Source organism: Bordetella genomosp. 9, from assembly GCF_002261425.1.
Lineage (GTDB): Bacteria > Pseudomonadota > Gammaproteobacteria > Burkholderiales > Burkholderiaceae_B > Bordetella_C.
Window position 1 is genome coordinate 1878940 of the sequence record NZ_NEVJ01000003.1, and the last position, 14971, is coordinate 1893910.

General features: G+C 66.7%; 12 protein-coding genes and 1 tRNA gene. 5 read left to right on the top strand and 8 right to left on the bottom strand.

Translation table 11 applies throughout. From position 1 onward, the window contains the following. Positions 1 to 41 precede the first annotated feature (41 nt). A complete protein-coding gene (gene gabT, locus CAL26_RS19600) occupies positions 42 to 1304 on the top strand; it encodes a 4-aminobutyrate--2-oxoglutarate transaminase (RefSeq protein ID WP_094848426.1) in 1263 nt (420 codons plus the stop codon). Between the two features lie 124 nt (positions 1305 to 1428). On the opposite strand, the gene CAL26_RS19605 is transcribed toward gabT, so the two are convergent. From CAL26_RS19605 to CAL26_RS19620, 4 genes are all read right to left on the bottom strand, one after another. Then, positions 1429 to 1513, bottom strand: a tRNA-Leu gene (locus CAL26_RS19605). 124 nt (positions 1514 to 1637) lie between these two features. Beyond that, complete coding sequence (gene secG, locus CAL26_RS19610; RefSeq protein ID WP_094848427.1) at positions 1638 to 2147, bottom strand: preprotein translocase subunit SecG; 510 nt, start codon at positions 2145 to 2147, stop codon at positions 1638 to 1640. A gap of 20 nt (positions 2148 to 2167) precedes the next feature. Beyond that, on the bottom strand, positions 2168 to 2962 hold the full coding sequence (tpiA, locus tag CAL26_RS19615; RefSeq protein ID WP_094848428.1) for a triose-phosphate isomerase: 795 nt from the start codon (positions 2960 to 2962) through the stop codon (positions 2168 to 2170). 112 nt (positions 2963 to 3074) lie between these two features. Next, positions 3075 to 4058, bottom strand: a complete 984-nt coding sequence (locus CAL26_RS19620; protein WP_094848429.1) for an NAD(P)H-quinone oxidoreductase — start codon at positions 4056 to 4058, stop codon at positions 3075 to 3077. Positions 4059 to 4238: 180 nt separating this feature from the next. Between CAL26_RS19620 and CAL26_RS19625 the strand changes: the two genes are divergently transcribed. The 4 genes from CAL26_RS19625 (at position 4239) to CAL26_RS19640 (ending at position 8039) form a co-directional block, all read left to right on the top strand. After that, complete coding sequence (locus tag CAL26_RS19625) at positions 4239 to 4553, top strand: putative signal transducing protein (protein ID WP_094848430.1); 315 nt, start codon at positions 4239 to 4241, stop codon at positions 4551 to 4553. A 217-nt stretch (positions 4554 to 4770) separates the two neighbouring features. Then, a complete protein-coding gene (locus tag CAL26_RS19630) occupies positions 4771 to 6567 on the top strand; it encodes a thiamine pyrophosphate-requiring protein (protein ID WP_094848431.1) in 1797 nt (598 codons plus the stop codon). A 15-nt stretch (positions 6568 to 6582) separates the two neighbouring features. Then, positions 6583 to 7584, top strand: coding sequence for an SDR family oxidoreductase (locus CAL26_RS19635; protein ID WP_179283399.1), 1002 nt, complete (start codon positions 6583 to 6585; stop codon positions 7582 to 7584). Positions 7585 to 7616: 32 nt separating this feature from the next. Beyond that, positions 7617 to 8039, top strand: coding sequence for a DUF4396 domain-containing protein (locus CAL26_RS19640; protein ID WP_256988535.1), 423 nt, complete (start codon positions 7617 to 7619; stop codon positions 8037 to 8039). A gap of 446 nt (positions 8040 to 8485) precedes the next feature. Here the strand turns inward: CAL26_RS19640 and CAL26_RS19645 are convergent, their stop codons facing one another. The 4 genes from CAL26_RS19645 to CAL26_RS19660 all read right to left on the bottom strand — a co-directional run bounded on the left by CAL26_RS19645 (position 8486) and on the right by CAL26_RS19660 (position 14896). Further along, on the bottom strand, positions 8486 to 10015 hold the full coding sequence (locus CAL26_RS19645) for an aldehyde dehydrogenase (protein WP_094848433.1): 1530 nt from the start codon (positions 10013 to 10015) through the stop codon (positions 8486 to 8488). Between the two features lie 25 nt (positions 10016 to 10040). Beyond that, the gene (locus CAL26_RS19650) at positions 10041 to 11036 is read right to left on the bottom strand and encodes a Bug family tripartite tricarboxylate transporter substrate binding protein (RefSeq protein ID WP_179283400.1); all 996 of its coding nucleotides are present in this window, start codon (positions 11034 to 11036) and stop codon (positions 10041 to 10043) included. A gap of 111 nt (positions 11037 to 11147) precedes the next feature. After that, on the bottom strand, positions 11148 to 12812 hold the full coding sequence (locus CAL26_RS19655) for a hydantoinase B/oxoprolinase family protein (protein ID WP_179283401.1): 1665 nt from the start codon (positions 12810 to 12812) through the stop codon (positions 11148 to 11150). Next, positions 12812 to 14896 (bottom strand): hydantoinase/oxoprolinase family protein, encoded by a 2085-nt coding sequence (locus tag CAL26_RS19660; protein WP_179283402.1) that lies wholly within the window; start codon positions 14894 to 14896, stop codon positions 12812 to 12814. Before CAL26_RS19660 ends, CAL26_RS19655 begins: the two co-directional genes overlap by 1 nt. Positions 14897 to 14971 lie beyond the last annotated feature (75 nt).

Here is a 14971-nt window from a genome sequence, read left to right on the forward strand (position 1 = left end):
CGCCAGCCCTGGCGCCGGCCAATCTCGTACAGGGAACAGAGATGAAGAACGAATCGTTGCAACAGCGGCGCCTGGCAGCATCGCCGCGCGGCATCGGCGTCGCGTGTGACTTCTACGCGGCCAAGGCGCTGAATGCCGAACTGTGGGACGTGGAGGGGCGCCGATACATCGACTTCGCCGCCGGTATCGCCGTTCTGAATACCGGCCACCGGCATCCGCGCGTGACGCGGGCCATCGCCACGCAGCTGGAGCACTTCACGCATACCGCCTACCAGGTCGTGCCCTACGAGTCCTATGTCTCCCTGGCCGAACGCATCAATGCGCTGAGTCCTGGCGAGCACGCCAAGAAGACCGCTTTCTTCACGACCGGCGCCGAGGCCGTGGAAAACGCCGTCAAGATCGCGCGCGCCGCGACCGGCCGTCCGGCGGTGATCGCTTTCGGCGGCGCCTTTCATGGACGGACCTTGCTGACGATGGCGCTGACGGGCAAGGTCGCGCCCTACAAAATCGGGTTCGGGCCGTTTCCCGCCGATGTCTACCATGTGCCCTTCCCCAACGCCCTGCAGGGCGTCACGCCGGAGGACTCGTTGCAAGCCCTGCAGCGCCTGTTCAAATTCGATGTGGAGCCCAGCCGCGTGGCCGCGATCATCATCGAGCCGGTGCAGGGCGAAGGCGGCTTCAACCCCGTGCCCGCGGCGCTCATGCAGGCGTTGCGCGCGCTCTGCGACGAGCACGGCATCCTCCTGATCGCCGACGAAGTGCAGACCGGTTTCGCTCGAACGGGGAAGCTGTTCGCCATGGAGCATTTCGGGGTCGTGCCGGACATCATGACCTTCGCCAAGAGCCTGGCCGGCGGCATGCCGCTGTCCGGCGTGTGCGGCCGCGCCGAAATCATGGACGCGCCCGCGCCGGGCGGGCTGGGCGGCACCTATGCGGGTAACCCGCTGGCCGTGGCGGCAGCACATGCGGTGCTGGACGTCATTGCCGAAGAAAACCTGGCCGAACGTGCCCAGGCGCTGGGCGACCGGCTCAAGGCGCGCCTGTCCGCCTTGCGTCCGCGCGTGCCGCAGATCGCTGACATACGCGGTTTGGGCGGCATGGTGGCGGTGGAGTTCGCCGACGCATCCGGCGCCCCGGATGCCGAGTTCACCAGCGCGGTCCAGCAGCGCGCGCTGCGTAGCGGCCTGCTGCTCTTGACCTGCGGCGTGTATGGCAACGTCGTACGCTTCCTTTTCCCGTTGACGATCGAAGACGCCATCTTCGAAGAAGCGCTGGACATCCTGGAAGCGAGCCTGCTTGCCTGATCGAAGGCTAGACCGGTCGGTGATACCCTACCTCCGGGGCAACAAAAAACCCGCAGAAGCCGATGCTCTTGCGGGTTTCGGTACGCTCCGGGACTTTCTGGAACTGTACTTTCTGAACAGATCTTGGTGCCGACGGCGAGACTCGAACTCGCACAGCTTTCGCCACTACCCCCTCAAGATAGCGTGTCTACCAATTTCACCACGTCGGCTAGGTTTCGCGACGCACCGGGATCGACTCGGAGCCGGGGCTCCATGCCGCCCATCCGGGGCGTGGAAAGACCGAGATTCTAGCACGCCCGGCAGCGTGACGCCGCCAGGCGGATAGCACCAGACTTACTTCGCCGGCGTGGCCGGCTTGACTGGCGCGGCGGGCGTGGCCGGCGCGGCGGGGGCTTGCGGCACGGACGCATCGGGCTTGGCCGGCGCGCTCTGCGCGGGCGCGGCGCCGCCGGTCGACGGGACGCCGCTGCCGGGCACCGAGGCATCGCCTTGCGTGGCCGGGGCCGGCACGGACGCGCCGCCCGGCGCCTGCGGCACCGACTTGTCAGCGGGGGCCTGGTAGCCGGACATCACGCCCGAATCCAGCGTGGCGGGCTGCTCGACACCCTTGTGGGTGACATAAGCCAGGCCGGCCGTCGTGACGAAGAACACCACGGCGGCCCATTTGGTGGTCCGCGACAGGAAGTTGGCCGCGCCCGATGCGCCGAACAGGCTGCCGGCGGAGCCGGTGCCGAAGGCCGAACCCATATCGGCGCCCTTGCCTTGCTGCAGCAGGACCAGAACGATGATGGCCAGTGCCGAAAGCACCTGCACGATCATCAGCGCGGAAAGCATCAAAGACATTACTTGCTCCAGACGGAAACTTAGATTGCGGCTATGCGCAGGAATTCATCGGCCACCAGCGACGCGCCGCCCACCAGGGCGCCGTCGATATCGGGCATGGCGAACAGCTCGGCGGCATTGGCGGCCTTGACGCTGCCGCCGTACAGGATGCGGACCCCGGGCACGCCCAGGCCGCGCAGCGCGACGCGGATGGCGCCGTGCACTTCCTGCGCCTGCTCCGGCGTGGCGGTGCGGCCGGTGCCGATCGCCCAGACCGGTTCGTAGGCCAGCACCACATGGATCAGGGATTGGGCGCCCAGCGCCAGCACGGGTTCCAGCTGGCGCTCGATCACGCCCAGCGTGTTGCCGCCTTCGCGCTCGGCCAGCGTTTCGCCGACGCAGACGACCGGGGTCAGGCCGGCGGCCAGCGCCGTCCTGGCCTTTTGCGCGACCAGCTCATCCGTTTCGCCGTGCATGGCGCGGCGTTCCGAGTGGCCGGCCAGGGCCCAGCGGCAGCCGAAATCCTTCAGCATGGCGGCCGAGACTTCGCCGGTGTAGGCGCCCTTGTCGTGCACGCTGATGTCCTGCGCCCCCCAGGAAACGGCGCTGCCGTCGAGCAGGGCCTGGGTCTGGGCCAGGTAGGGAAACGGCACGCACACGCCAACCTGGCAGGTGCCGGCTCCGGCGCGGGCGCGCAGGGCGTCCAGCAGCGCGGCGTTCTCGGCCAGGCTGCCGTGCATTTTCCAGTTGCCCAGGACGAGGCGCGCGCGGGCGGCGCCGGCGGGCGTCTGGCTGGCGGCATCGGCCGGCGTATCACGGCGATCGTCTGTGCTCATGGTTATGGGCTTCGCTGGGTCAAACCCACGATTGTATCTTGTTTCAAGCCCGTCGGGATCAAGGATGCCGGCGGACCGCGGCGAGGCCCCTCCCCCGTCGCGGCCCCCGCCATCAGCCCTGCGTGGTCAGGATGATCTTGCCGATCTGCTCGCCCGCTTCCATCATGGCGTGGGCCTGGGCGGCCTGCTCCAGCGGAAAGGCGGCGTGGATGATGGGCTTGATCTTGCCGCTTTCGAGCAAGGGCCAGACGTGCTGACGCAGGCGGGCGGCGATTTCACCCTTGAAATCCACCGGACGGGGCCGCAGGGTCGATCCCGTGATGGTCAGCCGGCGGCGCATGACCTGTCCGAAGTCCACATTGCCGTGGTTGCCGCCCAGGGTGGCGATCAGCACGATGCGGCCTTCGTCGGCCAGGCATTGGATGTCGCGGGCGATGTAGTCACCCGCCACCATGTCCAGGATCACGTTGACGCCCGCGCCCCCGGTGGCGTCCAGCACTTCCTTCACGAAATCCTGGTCGCGGTAGTTGATGCCTTTGGCGGCGCCCAGCTTTTCGATCGCGCGGGCGCGGTCGTCGCTGCCGGCGGTGCCGTAGACCTTGTGGCCCATGGCGCTGGCAAGCTGGATGGCCGTGGTGCCGATGCCGCTGGCCCCGCCGTGCACCAACAGGCTTTCGCCGGCGCCCAGATGGCCGCGATCGAAGACGTTGCTCCAGACGGTGAAATAGGTTTCCGGCAGGCCGGCGGCTTCGATCTCCGACAGGCCGGCCGGGACGGGCAGGCATTGCTGGACGGGGGCGACGCAGTATTCGGCATAGCCGCCACCCGAGACCAGGGCGCAGACCTTGTCGCCGATGGCATAGCCACCCACGGCGGCATCGCCGCCGACGATTTCGCCGGCGATTTCCAGTCCGGGCAGATCGGATGCGCCGCGCGGCGGCGGATAGCTGCCCTTGCGCTGGAACGTGTCGGGACGGTTGACGCCGGCGGCCGAGACCTTGATCAATACCTCTCCCGGGCCGGGCTCGGGCATGGGCCGCTGGACGGGAACGAGCACTTCGGGTCCGCCGGGGCGGGAGATTTCGACGGCGAGCATAAGGCGGGCTCCTGGTTGGTCCTGAACGAAAACTTCGATTATCGCGCCATGGGCCGCCGATGGTGCAGGGATGGCACGAGGAAAGGCACGCCTTCGGCCGGACAGGCGGCACCGATTGCCACACGCCCTGCGGGCGACCTTGGTCTATCATTCCGACCACTTGTTTCGGTTCCCGTTCCCATGATCCGACTCACGCGCGCGCCTGATCTGCTGATTGCCCAGCACTGGATGAACCTGCTGGCACAGGCTCGCATCGCCTGCGAGCTCCACAATCAATATCTTCTGGGGGCGATCGGCGAAATTCCCGCCGACCAGTGCGGACCTGAGATCTGGCTGAAAAACGAACGCGATCTCGAATTGGCCACGCGCATCATCGACGCCGGCTGGCGCGAACCCGGCCAGTCCCTGGCGAACTGGTGTTGTACATCCTGCGGTGAATGGTCGGAACCGCAGTTCACCCTGTGCTGGCAGTGCGGCGCGCCGCGCGAAGACTGAAGCGCCGCCCGGTCCCATCACGCCTCCTTGCCCGCCTTGCCCCGAACGAGCGCGGGGTCGCCTGCTCATCGTAAGCACACGCATAGGAACAAGGCTTGCGTGGCCCATGCTTCGATCAGGGCGTCGACGGCCACGCATTGAACCGCCGCGCGCCCGCACATGACGCGAACGCACGGCCGATGGATATCCCGGGCGTTCACCTTCCCGGAGCAAACCCATGTCCACGACCGTCGGAGACTTCATTGTCGAACGTTTGCACGCCTGGGGCGTGCGCCGCATCTACGGCTACCCCGGGGACGGCATCAACGGCGTATTCGGCGCCCTGAGCCGCGCCCAGGGAAAAATCGAATTCATCCAGGCCCGCCATGAGGAAATGGCGGCCTTCATGGCGTCCGCCCATGCCAAGTTCACGGGCGAACTGGGGGTGTGCATCGCCACCTCCGGCCCCGGCGCCTCGCATCTGATCACCGGCATGTATGACGCGCGCATGGACCATATGCCGGTGCTCGCCATTGTGGGCCAGCAGGCGCGCGCCGCGCTGGGCGGCCATTATCAGCAGGAGCTGGATCTGGTATCGATGTTCAAGGACGTCGCTGGCGGTTTCGTGCAGCAGGCCAGCGTGCCCGCGCAGGTCCGGCATCTGGTGGACCGCGCGATACGCACCGCCATCGGCCAGAAGCTGGTGACGGCGCTGGTGCTGCCCAACGATTTGCAAGACCTGCCGTACGAGGAGCCCGCGCGCGAGCACGGCACCGTCCATTCCGGCGTCGGCTATCGCGCACCGCGCACCGTGCCCTACCCCGAGGACCTGCGCCGCGCAGCGGAAGTCCTGAATGCCGGCAAGAAGGTCGCCATCCTGGTCGGCGCCGGCGCCTTGCATGCCACCGATGAAATCATCGCGGTGGCCGACAGGCTGGGCGCCGGGGTCGCGAAGGCCCTGCTCGGCAAGGCCGCCCTGCCCGACGATCTGCCGTGGGTCACCGGCTCGATCGGGCTTCTGGGCACGGAACCCAGCTACAAGCTGATGATGGAATGCGACACGCTGCTGATGATCGGTTCCGGTTTCCCGTACGCCGAGTTCATGCCCAAGGAAGGCCAGGCGCGCGGCGTACAGATCGACATCAAGCCCGACATGCTCAGCCTGCGCTATCCCATGGAAGTCAACCTGGTGGGCGACAGCCGGGAGACGCTGCGCGATCTGTTGCCGCTGCTGCAGCCCCGCGCCGATAACAAGTGGCGCACGACCATAGACAAATGGAACGCCGCCTGGTGGAAGAAGCTGGAGGAGCGCGCGCTGGCCGATGCGGAAGGCGGCGTCAATCCGCAGCGCACGATATGGGAGCTGTCGCCGCGCGTGCCCGCCAATGCGATCGTGACCAGCGACTCCGGCTCGGTCGCCAACTGGTACGCGCGCGACCTGAAAGTGCAGCGCGGGATGATGTGCTCGCTGTCAGGCGGACTGGCGTCCATGGGCGCCGCCGTGCCCTACGCCATCGCGGCCAAGTTCGCCTATCCGGAGCGTCCCGTCATCGCGCTGGTCGGCGACGGTGCGATGCAGATGAACAACATGGCCGAACTGATCACCGTGGCCAAGTACTGGAAGCAATGGCGCGATCCGCGCTGGATCTGCATGGTCCTCAACAACGGCGACCTGAACCAGGTGACGTGGGAACAGCGCGTCATGGAAGGCGACCCCAAGTTCGAGGCATCGCAGAACATTCCGTCCGTGCCCTATCACCAGTTCGCCGAGTCCATCGGCCTGCGCGGCATCCTCGTCGATCGCGCCGATGCCATGGGCGCCGCCTGGGACCAGGCCCTGGCTTCGGACCGCCCCGTGGTCATCGAGGTCAAGAGCGACCCCAACGTGCCGCCCCTGCCGCCGCACATCACGATGGCGCAGGCCAAGGCCTTCGCCACCACGCTCATGAAAGGCGACCCCGACCAGGGCCATGTGCTGTTGAACACGGCCAAGCAGGTGCTGGGCAGCGTGCTGCCTGGAAACAAGGACAAGTAAGCCTGGAGGTCGCCTATGTTCCGACGCAAACATGCCATACATACGGTGGTGATCACCGGCGCCAGCGCCGGCGTGGGCCGCGCCACGGCGCTGGAATTCGCTCGCATGGGCGCGAACGTCGCGCTGCTGGCGCGGGATGCCGATGCCCTGGCCGCCGCCGCCGAAGACGTACGCAAGCTGGGCGTGCGCGCCCTCCCCATCCCGGTCGACGTCAGCGATGCCAAGGCCATGGACCGCGCGGCCGAGCAGGTGGAAAACGAGCTGGGACCGATCGACGTGTGGGTGAACAACGCCATGCTGACGGTGTTCTCGCCCTTCTCGAAGTTGACGCCGGAAGAGTTCGCCCGCGTCACCGAGGTCACCTACCTGGGCCAGGTCTACGGCACGATGGCCGCGCTGCGCCATATGCGGCGGCGCGACCGCGGCACCATCGTGCAGGTGGGCTCCGCCCTGGCCTATCGCGCCATTCCGCTGCAATCCGCCTATTGCGGCGCCAAGCACGGCGTGCGCGGCTTCACCGATTCACTGCGCAGCGAGCTCATGCACGATCGCAGCCGCGTGCACGTGACCATGGTGCAGATGCCGGCGCTGAACACGCCACAGTTCGATTGGGCGATGTCGCACGTCGCATATGCGCCGCAGCCTGTGCCCCCCATATTCCAACCCGAGGTCGCCGCCCGCGCCATTGTGTGGGCGGCCCTTCATCGCCGCCGCGAGCTCTACGTAGGCATGCCGTCGATCAAGGCGATCGTGGCCAATAAGTTCTTTCCCGGACTGCTGGACCGGTACCTGGCTCGCACCAACTACAGGGCCCAGCAACGCAAGCCCTTGGCGCCCGCGACCCGCGTCAACAATCTCTGGCGGCCGGTACCCGGCTTGCATGGGACCCATGGGTCCTTCGACGGCTGCGCACAGGACACCAGCGCGGCGCTCTGGGCGTCCACGCACCGTGCCGCGATAGCAGGCGCTGGCCTTGCGGCAGGCGCCCTGCTCTGGGCTCTGCTCAAAAAGCGCTGATCCATGGCCGCCCGCATTGACGAGCGGCGCATGTGGGCAAACACGCCCCGGGCGCAATCCCAAGAAGAGCTGACCGATGCCGCGATCACGCCGCAGTTGGGGTTCCATCCATCTGGGCCACCCACGACATGACGCCTCAAGCCCTGCATTACGCCGCCCTCGCCTATATCGCGCTGTGCCTCGCCAGCACCGCCTGCGTGCTGGCGGATATATACCTGCTGGGCCGGCGCCAGCGGATGAAGGTCATGGAAGCGGTCTGGCCATTGACCATGCTCTATTGGGGCCCGATTGGCATGTTCGCCTGGATGGCGCTGCGCACCGCCTTGTACCCGGATCTGCAACCGACCCAGGCCAGCTATTGGTTCATGATGCAGATCGCCATGATCGTCGGTTTCGCGACAACCTATCCAGTGAATTGGTGGCTGATCCGACGCGGGACAAAAGAGCGGATGTAGCACCCGCCATCCAGCGCGTGTTCGCCGGAGGATTACCGTGATTGTTCTGCACACCGCATCTGGGCGTCGCTGAAGCATCTGGCGGAAGGTGTGAGATTCGAACTCACGAGGGCCGTGAAGCCCCGCCGGTTTTCCTTACCCCTATGGCTTTCGCCACCGGATCCGGCCTGGGCGGCCGGATCGTTTGCGGGTCTGGACTTTGCCTTCACCATGGCCCCGCGACGCGGGGCTTTAGGTGGGAGCCGTCAAGTCTCTACACGTTATCGATGATCAGCATCATCGATCTTCGCTCGGCGTTACCTCGGAAGTATCCAGGGGCTTCGCCGAATTTGACTCCTTACATCCAACGGGTTTCCCCGCGGGCGCTCGATTGAACAAGACCGGTGCATTCAACCACTCTGCCAACCTTCCACGGGCGGGATTGTATCGGATTCGCCGGACCGGCTCTAGGCGCGCGGATTGAAGGGGTCCTTGATGCCGGCGCCCGTGTCGATCCACACGCTCTTGGTCTCGGTGAACTCGTAGATCGCGTGCAGGCCGTTCTCCCGCCCCATCCCGCTTTCCTTCATGCCGCCGAAAGGCGTGGCCCAGTTCGTGCGCCGGTAGGTATTCACCCACACGGTCCCCGCGCGCAGGCGTGACGCCATGCGATGCGCGCGCTTCACGTCGCGCGTCCAGACGCCGGCGGCCAGGCCGTAGCGGGTGTCGTTGGCGATGCGGACCGCTTCTTCCTCATCCTTGAACGGGATCAGGCACAGCACCGGACCGAACACTTCTTCCTGCGCGATCTGCATATCGTTGCGTACGTTGCCGAAGATCGTCGGCTCGATGAAAAACCCGTCCGCCAGGGCCGGATCCTCCGGATGCTTGCCGCCGCACAGCAGTTGGGCGCCCTCCTTCAGGGCGACGTCGATCCAGTGGCGGGTCTTGTCGTACTGCGCGCGGCAGGCCAGCGTGCCCATTTCCGTTTCGGGGTCGAGCGGGTCGCCCACCTTGATCTGGCGTGACCGCTCGACCAGGCGCTCGGTGAGGGCATCGTGGATGTCGGCATGGACCAGGGCGCGCGAACCCGCCAGGCAGGTCTGGCCGGTGGCCGCGAAAATTCCCGCGAGCACGCCGTTGACCGCGCCATCGATGTCGGCGTCCTCGAAGATGATGTTGGGAGACTTGCCGCCCAGCTCCAGCGATACGCGCGCCAGGCGGTCCGCCGCGGCGTGCGCGATCTTCTTGCCCACGGACGTCGAGCCGGTGAAGGCGATCTTGTCGACGCCGGGATGCTCGGCCAGGGCCGCGCCCACCTTGCCGTCGCCCGTCACCACATTGACGACGCCGGGCGGGAAACCCGCGGTCTCGAACATCTCCGCCAGGATCAGCGTCGAAATCGGCGTAATCTCGGAAGGCTTGATGACCACGGTATTCCCCGCCGCCAGCGCCGGGCACAGCTTCCAGAACAGCAGCGACAGCGGGCTGTTCCAGGGCGTGATCGCGGCGATGACGCCGATGGGCTCGCGCGTCGTGAAGTTGAACATATCCGGCACGCTCAGCGGGATGGTCTCGCCATGCATCATTTCCGCCGCGCCGGCGAAGTAATAGCAGTACGAGGCCAGCGCCCGCGTCTGGCCCAGGACCTCGCGGATCAGCTTGCCGTTTTCCAGCACCTGCACGTTGGCCAGTTCCTGGACGTCGCCTTCGATCAACTGCCCCAGCTTGCGCAGCAGCCGGGCGCGATAGGCCGGCGTGGCCCGCGCCCATTCACCCTGCTCGAAGGCCTGGCGCGCCGCGGCGACGGCGCGGTCCACGTCCTGCGCCGTCGCCTCGGGCGCGCCGGCCCAGGCGGTCGCGGTGTAGGGATCGATGCTGTCGAAGGTGCGGCCGTCGGCGCTGTCCATCCAGTCGCCGCCGATCAGCATGCGATAGGCACGATAGGGACGGTCGCGCAGGTCCGGCGCGGGCTTGTTTGAAGTCTGTGCGGTCATTCGGCTTGTCTCCTGGGGTGTCCCGTCATTCAACCATGGGGATATTCGCCTTGCGCACGACGTCGCCCCAATACTGCTTCTGCCCCAGCAGCCATGCCCTGAATTCCTGCGGGCTCTTGCTGACGACGGGCTGCAGGCCCACGGCCTGCAGGCGGTCGCCGTAGGCCTTGTCGCGGGATATCTCGCCCAGGGCCTTGAACAGCTTGTCGACGATGGCCGGCGGCGTGTTCGGCGGCGCGGCCACGCCCAGCCAGGCGATGGCGTCGAAGCCTGGCAGGGTCTCCGACATGGTCGGCACGTCCGGGACGGTGGGCGAACGTTCCAGCGTGGTGACCGCCAGCGCGCGCAGCTTGCCGCCCTTGATCTGTCCCAAGGGCGACGGCAGCGAATCGATGAAGAAGGTGACCTGCCCGCCCATCACGTCGGCGATCGCCGGCGCCGCGCCCTTGTAGGGCACGTGCAGCAGCTTGGTGCCGGTGGACAGCGCGAACAGCTCGCTGATCAGGTGCGGGCCGCTGCCCGGCCCGAACGACCCGTACGAAATGGCGTTGGGCTTCTCCTTGGCCGCCTTGACCAGGTCGGCGACGGTCTTGTATGGGCTTTCCGCCGACACCACCATCACATAGGGAAACGACACGACTTCGGAGATCACCGTGAAGCCGTCGATGGGATCGAAGGGAAAGTTCGGCTTCAGGTTGGGCGAGACGGTGTGCACCGTGGCCGACATCAGCAACAGGGTGTAGCCATCGGGCTCGGCCCGCGCGACCGCGCTGGAGCCGATCTGCCCGGTGGCGCCGGGCTTGTTTTCGACGATCACGGGCTGGCCCAGCTTGTCGGACAGTTTTTCCGCCAGCGCCCGGCCCACCATGTCCACCGTGCCGGCGGCCGTCCAGGGCACGATGAGCTTGATGGGACGATCCGGATAGGCGGCATGCGCCGGCGTGGCGGCCGCGACCGCGGCCGCGAACGCGCTGGTGGCCAGGATGCCCGAGAAAAAGCTTTTGCAGCTGAAACGCTTCATGTTGCTACTCCCCTTGGTGACGTTGTGGTCCTGCATGGCACAGGCGCGCGAAAGCGATGAAAAGCAGCGAAGGCGGGCCCCGCCGGAGCCCGCCCGTTCATCGATCGCGCGTCATGCCGCGTAGCCGTAGAACTGTCTTGCATGCTCGGGCGTGATCAGCCCGTTCTTCAAATCTTCCTCCACCTTTTCGCGGCTGCGTTCCCGGGGATCGCCGTAGCCGCCCCCGCCGGGAATGTGGCTGACGATACGGTCGCCGGGTCGCAAGGTGATCTGCCTGCCGGCATCCTTGCTTTCGCCGCGTATGGACAGGAAGCCGCGCGGCGCGCTGCCGCCGCCCAGCACGCCTTCCGGCGGGTAGACGAAGCGGCCGCCACGGAAACTGGCCAGGACTTCGCCCACCGGGCCGAGATCGCCGTCCAGCAGGCGCAGCACGTATTTCTGGCCGAAGCCCCCACGGAAGCGGCCCGGGCCGGCTGAATCTTCCCACAACGACCGCTCTTCGACGATCATCGGCACTTCGCTCTCGATCACCTCGACGGGCGTGTTGCCGACGTTATAGGGAAACGCGAGGCAGGACACGCCGTCCTTGTTCGCGCGTGCCCCCAGCCCGCCGCTGGACACGTTGAAGGGCGCGAAGTTCTCGCCGTCGCGGCGCTTGCCGAACATGTACTGGCCCCACATCGGCGTCGCGCCCGCGCCGGCGCAGACGCGATCGGAAGCCCCGGGGGCCACCGCCTGGTACACGAGATCGGGCAGGAAGGTGCCGATGGCCGTGCGGCCGAACACCGGCGCCGGGAAACGGCAATTCAGGACGCTGCCCTCTTCCGCCACCACGGTGATGGGCCGCAGCGTGCCCTCATTGATCGACACCGGCAGGTTCAGCATGCACAGCACGCCGAAGTAGGTATACGCCGACGTATAGGCCAGCGTGCAATTGATGGCCGGCTTGACCTGCGCCGACGATCCGGAGAAGTCCACCACGATGCGCCCGTCACCGATGGTGACGCTGGTCTGGATGATGACGGTATCGCCGCCGACGATGTCTATCTTCGCTTCGTGCGTGTAGACGCCCGGCTTGAGCCGGTTGATTTCCTCGCGCGTCACCGCTTCGCTGCGCTCGACGATCTCGTCGGAAAGCCCTTGCAGATCGGTCCAGCCCATCTCGGCGCAGATATCGCACAGGCGCTCGCCGCCGACGTGGCAGGCCGACACCTGCGCCTGCAGGTCGCCCAGCACCGTCTCGTGCGAACGCACGTTGGACGCGATGAAGGCTTGGACATCGTCATTCAGCTCGCCGGCGCGGTAGTACTTGAGCATGGGAATGCGCAGGCCTTCCTCGTAGTTGTCGCGGCTTTCGGTGGTGGCGCGGCGTCCGCCGATGTCGACGTGGTGGCAGCAGGTCACCACGTAGGCGATGTGCCGGCCGTCATGGAACACCGGCACCATGATGGTGATGTCGTTGTGATGCCCGCTCCCCGCCCAGGGGTCGTTGCCGATGAACACGTCGCCTTCCTGGAAGCTGCCCTTGGGGTAGTGGTCCAGGATATTTCGCAGCATGGTCCCCAGCGGCCCGCACAGGCCCGGCGTGCTGGCCGGGGTCTGCGCCAGCAGCCTGGCATCGGCATCGAAAATCGCGCAACCGAAGTCGCCGATGTCGCGCACCACGGTCGAGAACGACGTGCGCCGCAGCGTCGAGCCCAGTTCGCCGACGATGGAAATCAATCTGCGCCACAGCATTTCCAGGGTGACAGGGTCGATCCGGTTATCCGCATTCATTACGCTTCCCCTTGATGCGAGAGTTCGATGATCAGGCTGCCGTGCGCGTCGACGTGGATGCGCGACCCGCTGGGCACGACCGTGGTGGATTCGTTTTCCTCGACGATGGCCGGGCCGGGGAACGGCTGCCCCGGCGCGATTTCGGCGCGTCGGTGCACGCCGAATTCCATCCATTGCCGGGTACGCGTGCAGAAGGCCCGCCGCGTACCGATCTTGCCGTCGCCTTCCGCCGCCCGGGTCGCGCCGGTGCCGGACGCGATGCGCCGCTGCGCGCTCGCGGTGACGCGGAAGTTCATGATCTCCAGCGGCAGGTCCTGGAAGATACGGCCGTACAGACGCCGGTAGGTGTCCTCGAAGGATGCGCGGATGGCCGATAGCACGGCTTCGTGGCCGCCCTCCTTGGCGAAGGTCGCCGTCACGTCGTAGCCCTGTCCCAGGTAGCGCATGTCCACGCTGTATTCGTATTCGACCTGCCCGGCGTTGACGGTGCCCGGCAGGCGTTCGCGGCATTCCTGGAACATTTCCGCGAACACGGCGTCCAGCTTGTCGGCGGACAGGTCCTTGAACAGCATGCGTCGCGACCGCACGGCGGCGTACATGACCGGCGCGACGATCATGCCGAAGGCGGCTGCCACGCCCGCGCGAGGCGGGATCAGTACCGTGCGTATGCCTAGGCGCGCCGCCAGGTCGCAGGCATGCACCGGCCCGGCGCCGCCGAAGGCCACCAGCGCGCAGGATTTGGGGTTCTCGCCCTTTTCGCTGACATAGGCCTTGGCCGCCGACGCCATGTTCTCGTTGACGATGGCATGCACGCCGAACGCGGCTTCTTCGGTCGATATGCCCAACGGGCTGGCCAGCGTGGCGTCTATCGCGCGTTCCGCCGCCGCCTTGTCCAGCGCCATGCGGCCACCCAGGAAGTGCGCGGGATCCAGATAGCCCAGCACCAGGTCGGCATCGGATACCGTCGGGTCCGTCCCGCCCTGCCCGTAGCAGGCCGGGCCGGGAACCGCCGACGCGCTGCGGGGGCCGACCTGCAACGTGCCGACCGGCGTGCGCCGCGCGATGCTGCCGCCGCCGGCGCCGATCTCGATCAGGTCAACTACCGACACCCGCACGGGGATGCCGCTGCCGGGCTTGAAGCGGTGCACGTGCGCCACTTCGAAATCGTTGGTCAGGGCCGCGTGGCCGTTCTCGACCAGCGCCAGCTTGGCGGTCGTGCCGCCCATATCGAAGGCCAGCACCTTGTCCAGCTGCGCCAGCCGCGCGAAATGCGCCGCGCCCAGCGTACCGGCCGCCGGCCCGGACTCGATGATCTGCACCGGAAACTCGCGGGCGAAGTCCACCGAATTGATGCCGCCGCTGGACATCATCATCAGCATCTCGCCCTTGAAGCCCTTGCCGCGCAGGCGGTCCTGCAGCTTGGATAGATAGCGCGATGCCACCGGCTTGGCGTAGGCGTTCACCACGGTGGTGGTGGTCCGTTCGTATTCCTTCATTTCCGGCAACACGTCACTGGACAGGCTGATCCGGCAATCCGGCATCATCTCCTGCGCGATCTCGCGCACGCGGCGCTCGTGCGCCGGATTGCGGTAGGCGTGCAGCAGGCAGACCGCCAGGGATTCGCAACCTTCATCCTTGAGCGCCTGCACCGCCTTGCGCACGCTGGCTTCGTCCAGGCCGGCGACGACCGCGCCCGTGGCGTGCAGCCGCTCGTCCACTTCCATGCGCAGATAGCGCGGCACCAGCGGCTGGGGATACTCGATCTGCAGGTCGTAGGCGTCGAAGCGCTTTTCGCGGCCGATCTCCAGCACGTCCCGAAAACCCCGCGTGGTGATCAAGCCGGTCTTGGCGCCCTTGCGTTCGATCACGGCGTTGATCACGAGCGTGGTGCCGTGCACCATCACGTCCACCGCCTTCATGCCGCCGTCGCGCCCACCCGCCAGCTCCGCCACGCCCTGCTCGATCGCCCGCGACGGATCGTCTGGCGTGGTCAGCGTCTTGTAGACGCGGATTTCCCCGTCTGTTTCGTTGACCTCCACGAAATCCGTGAAGGTGCCCCCTATATCGCTGCCGATGGTAATCACCGCTGTCCTCCTGGCTGGTGTTGCAAGCATCTTAGGGAGGACCCCGACTGCCAGGAATTCTCACATTGCTAAAAT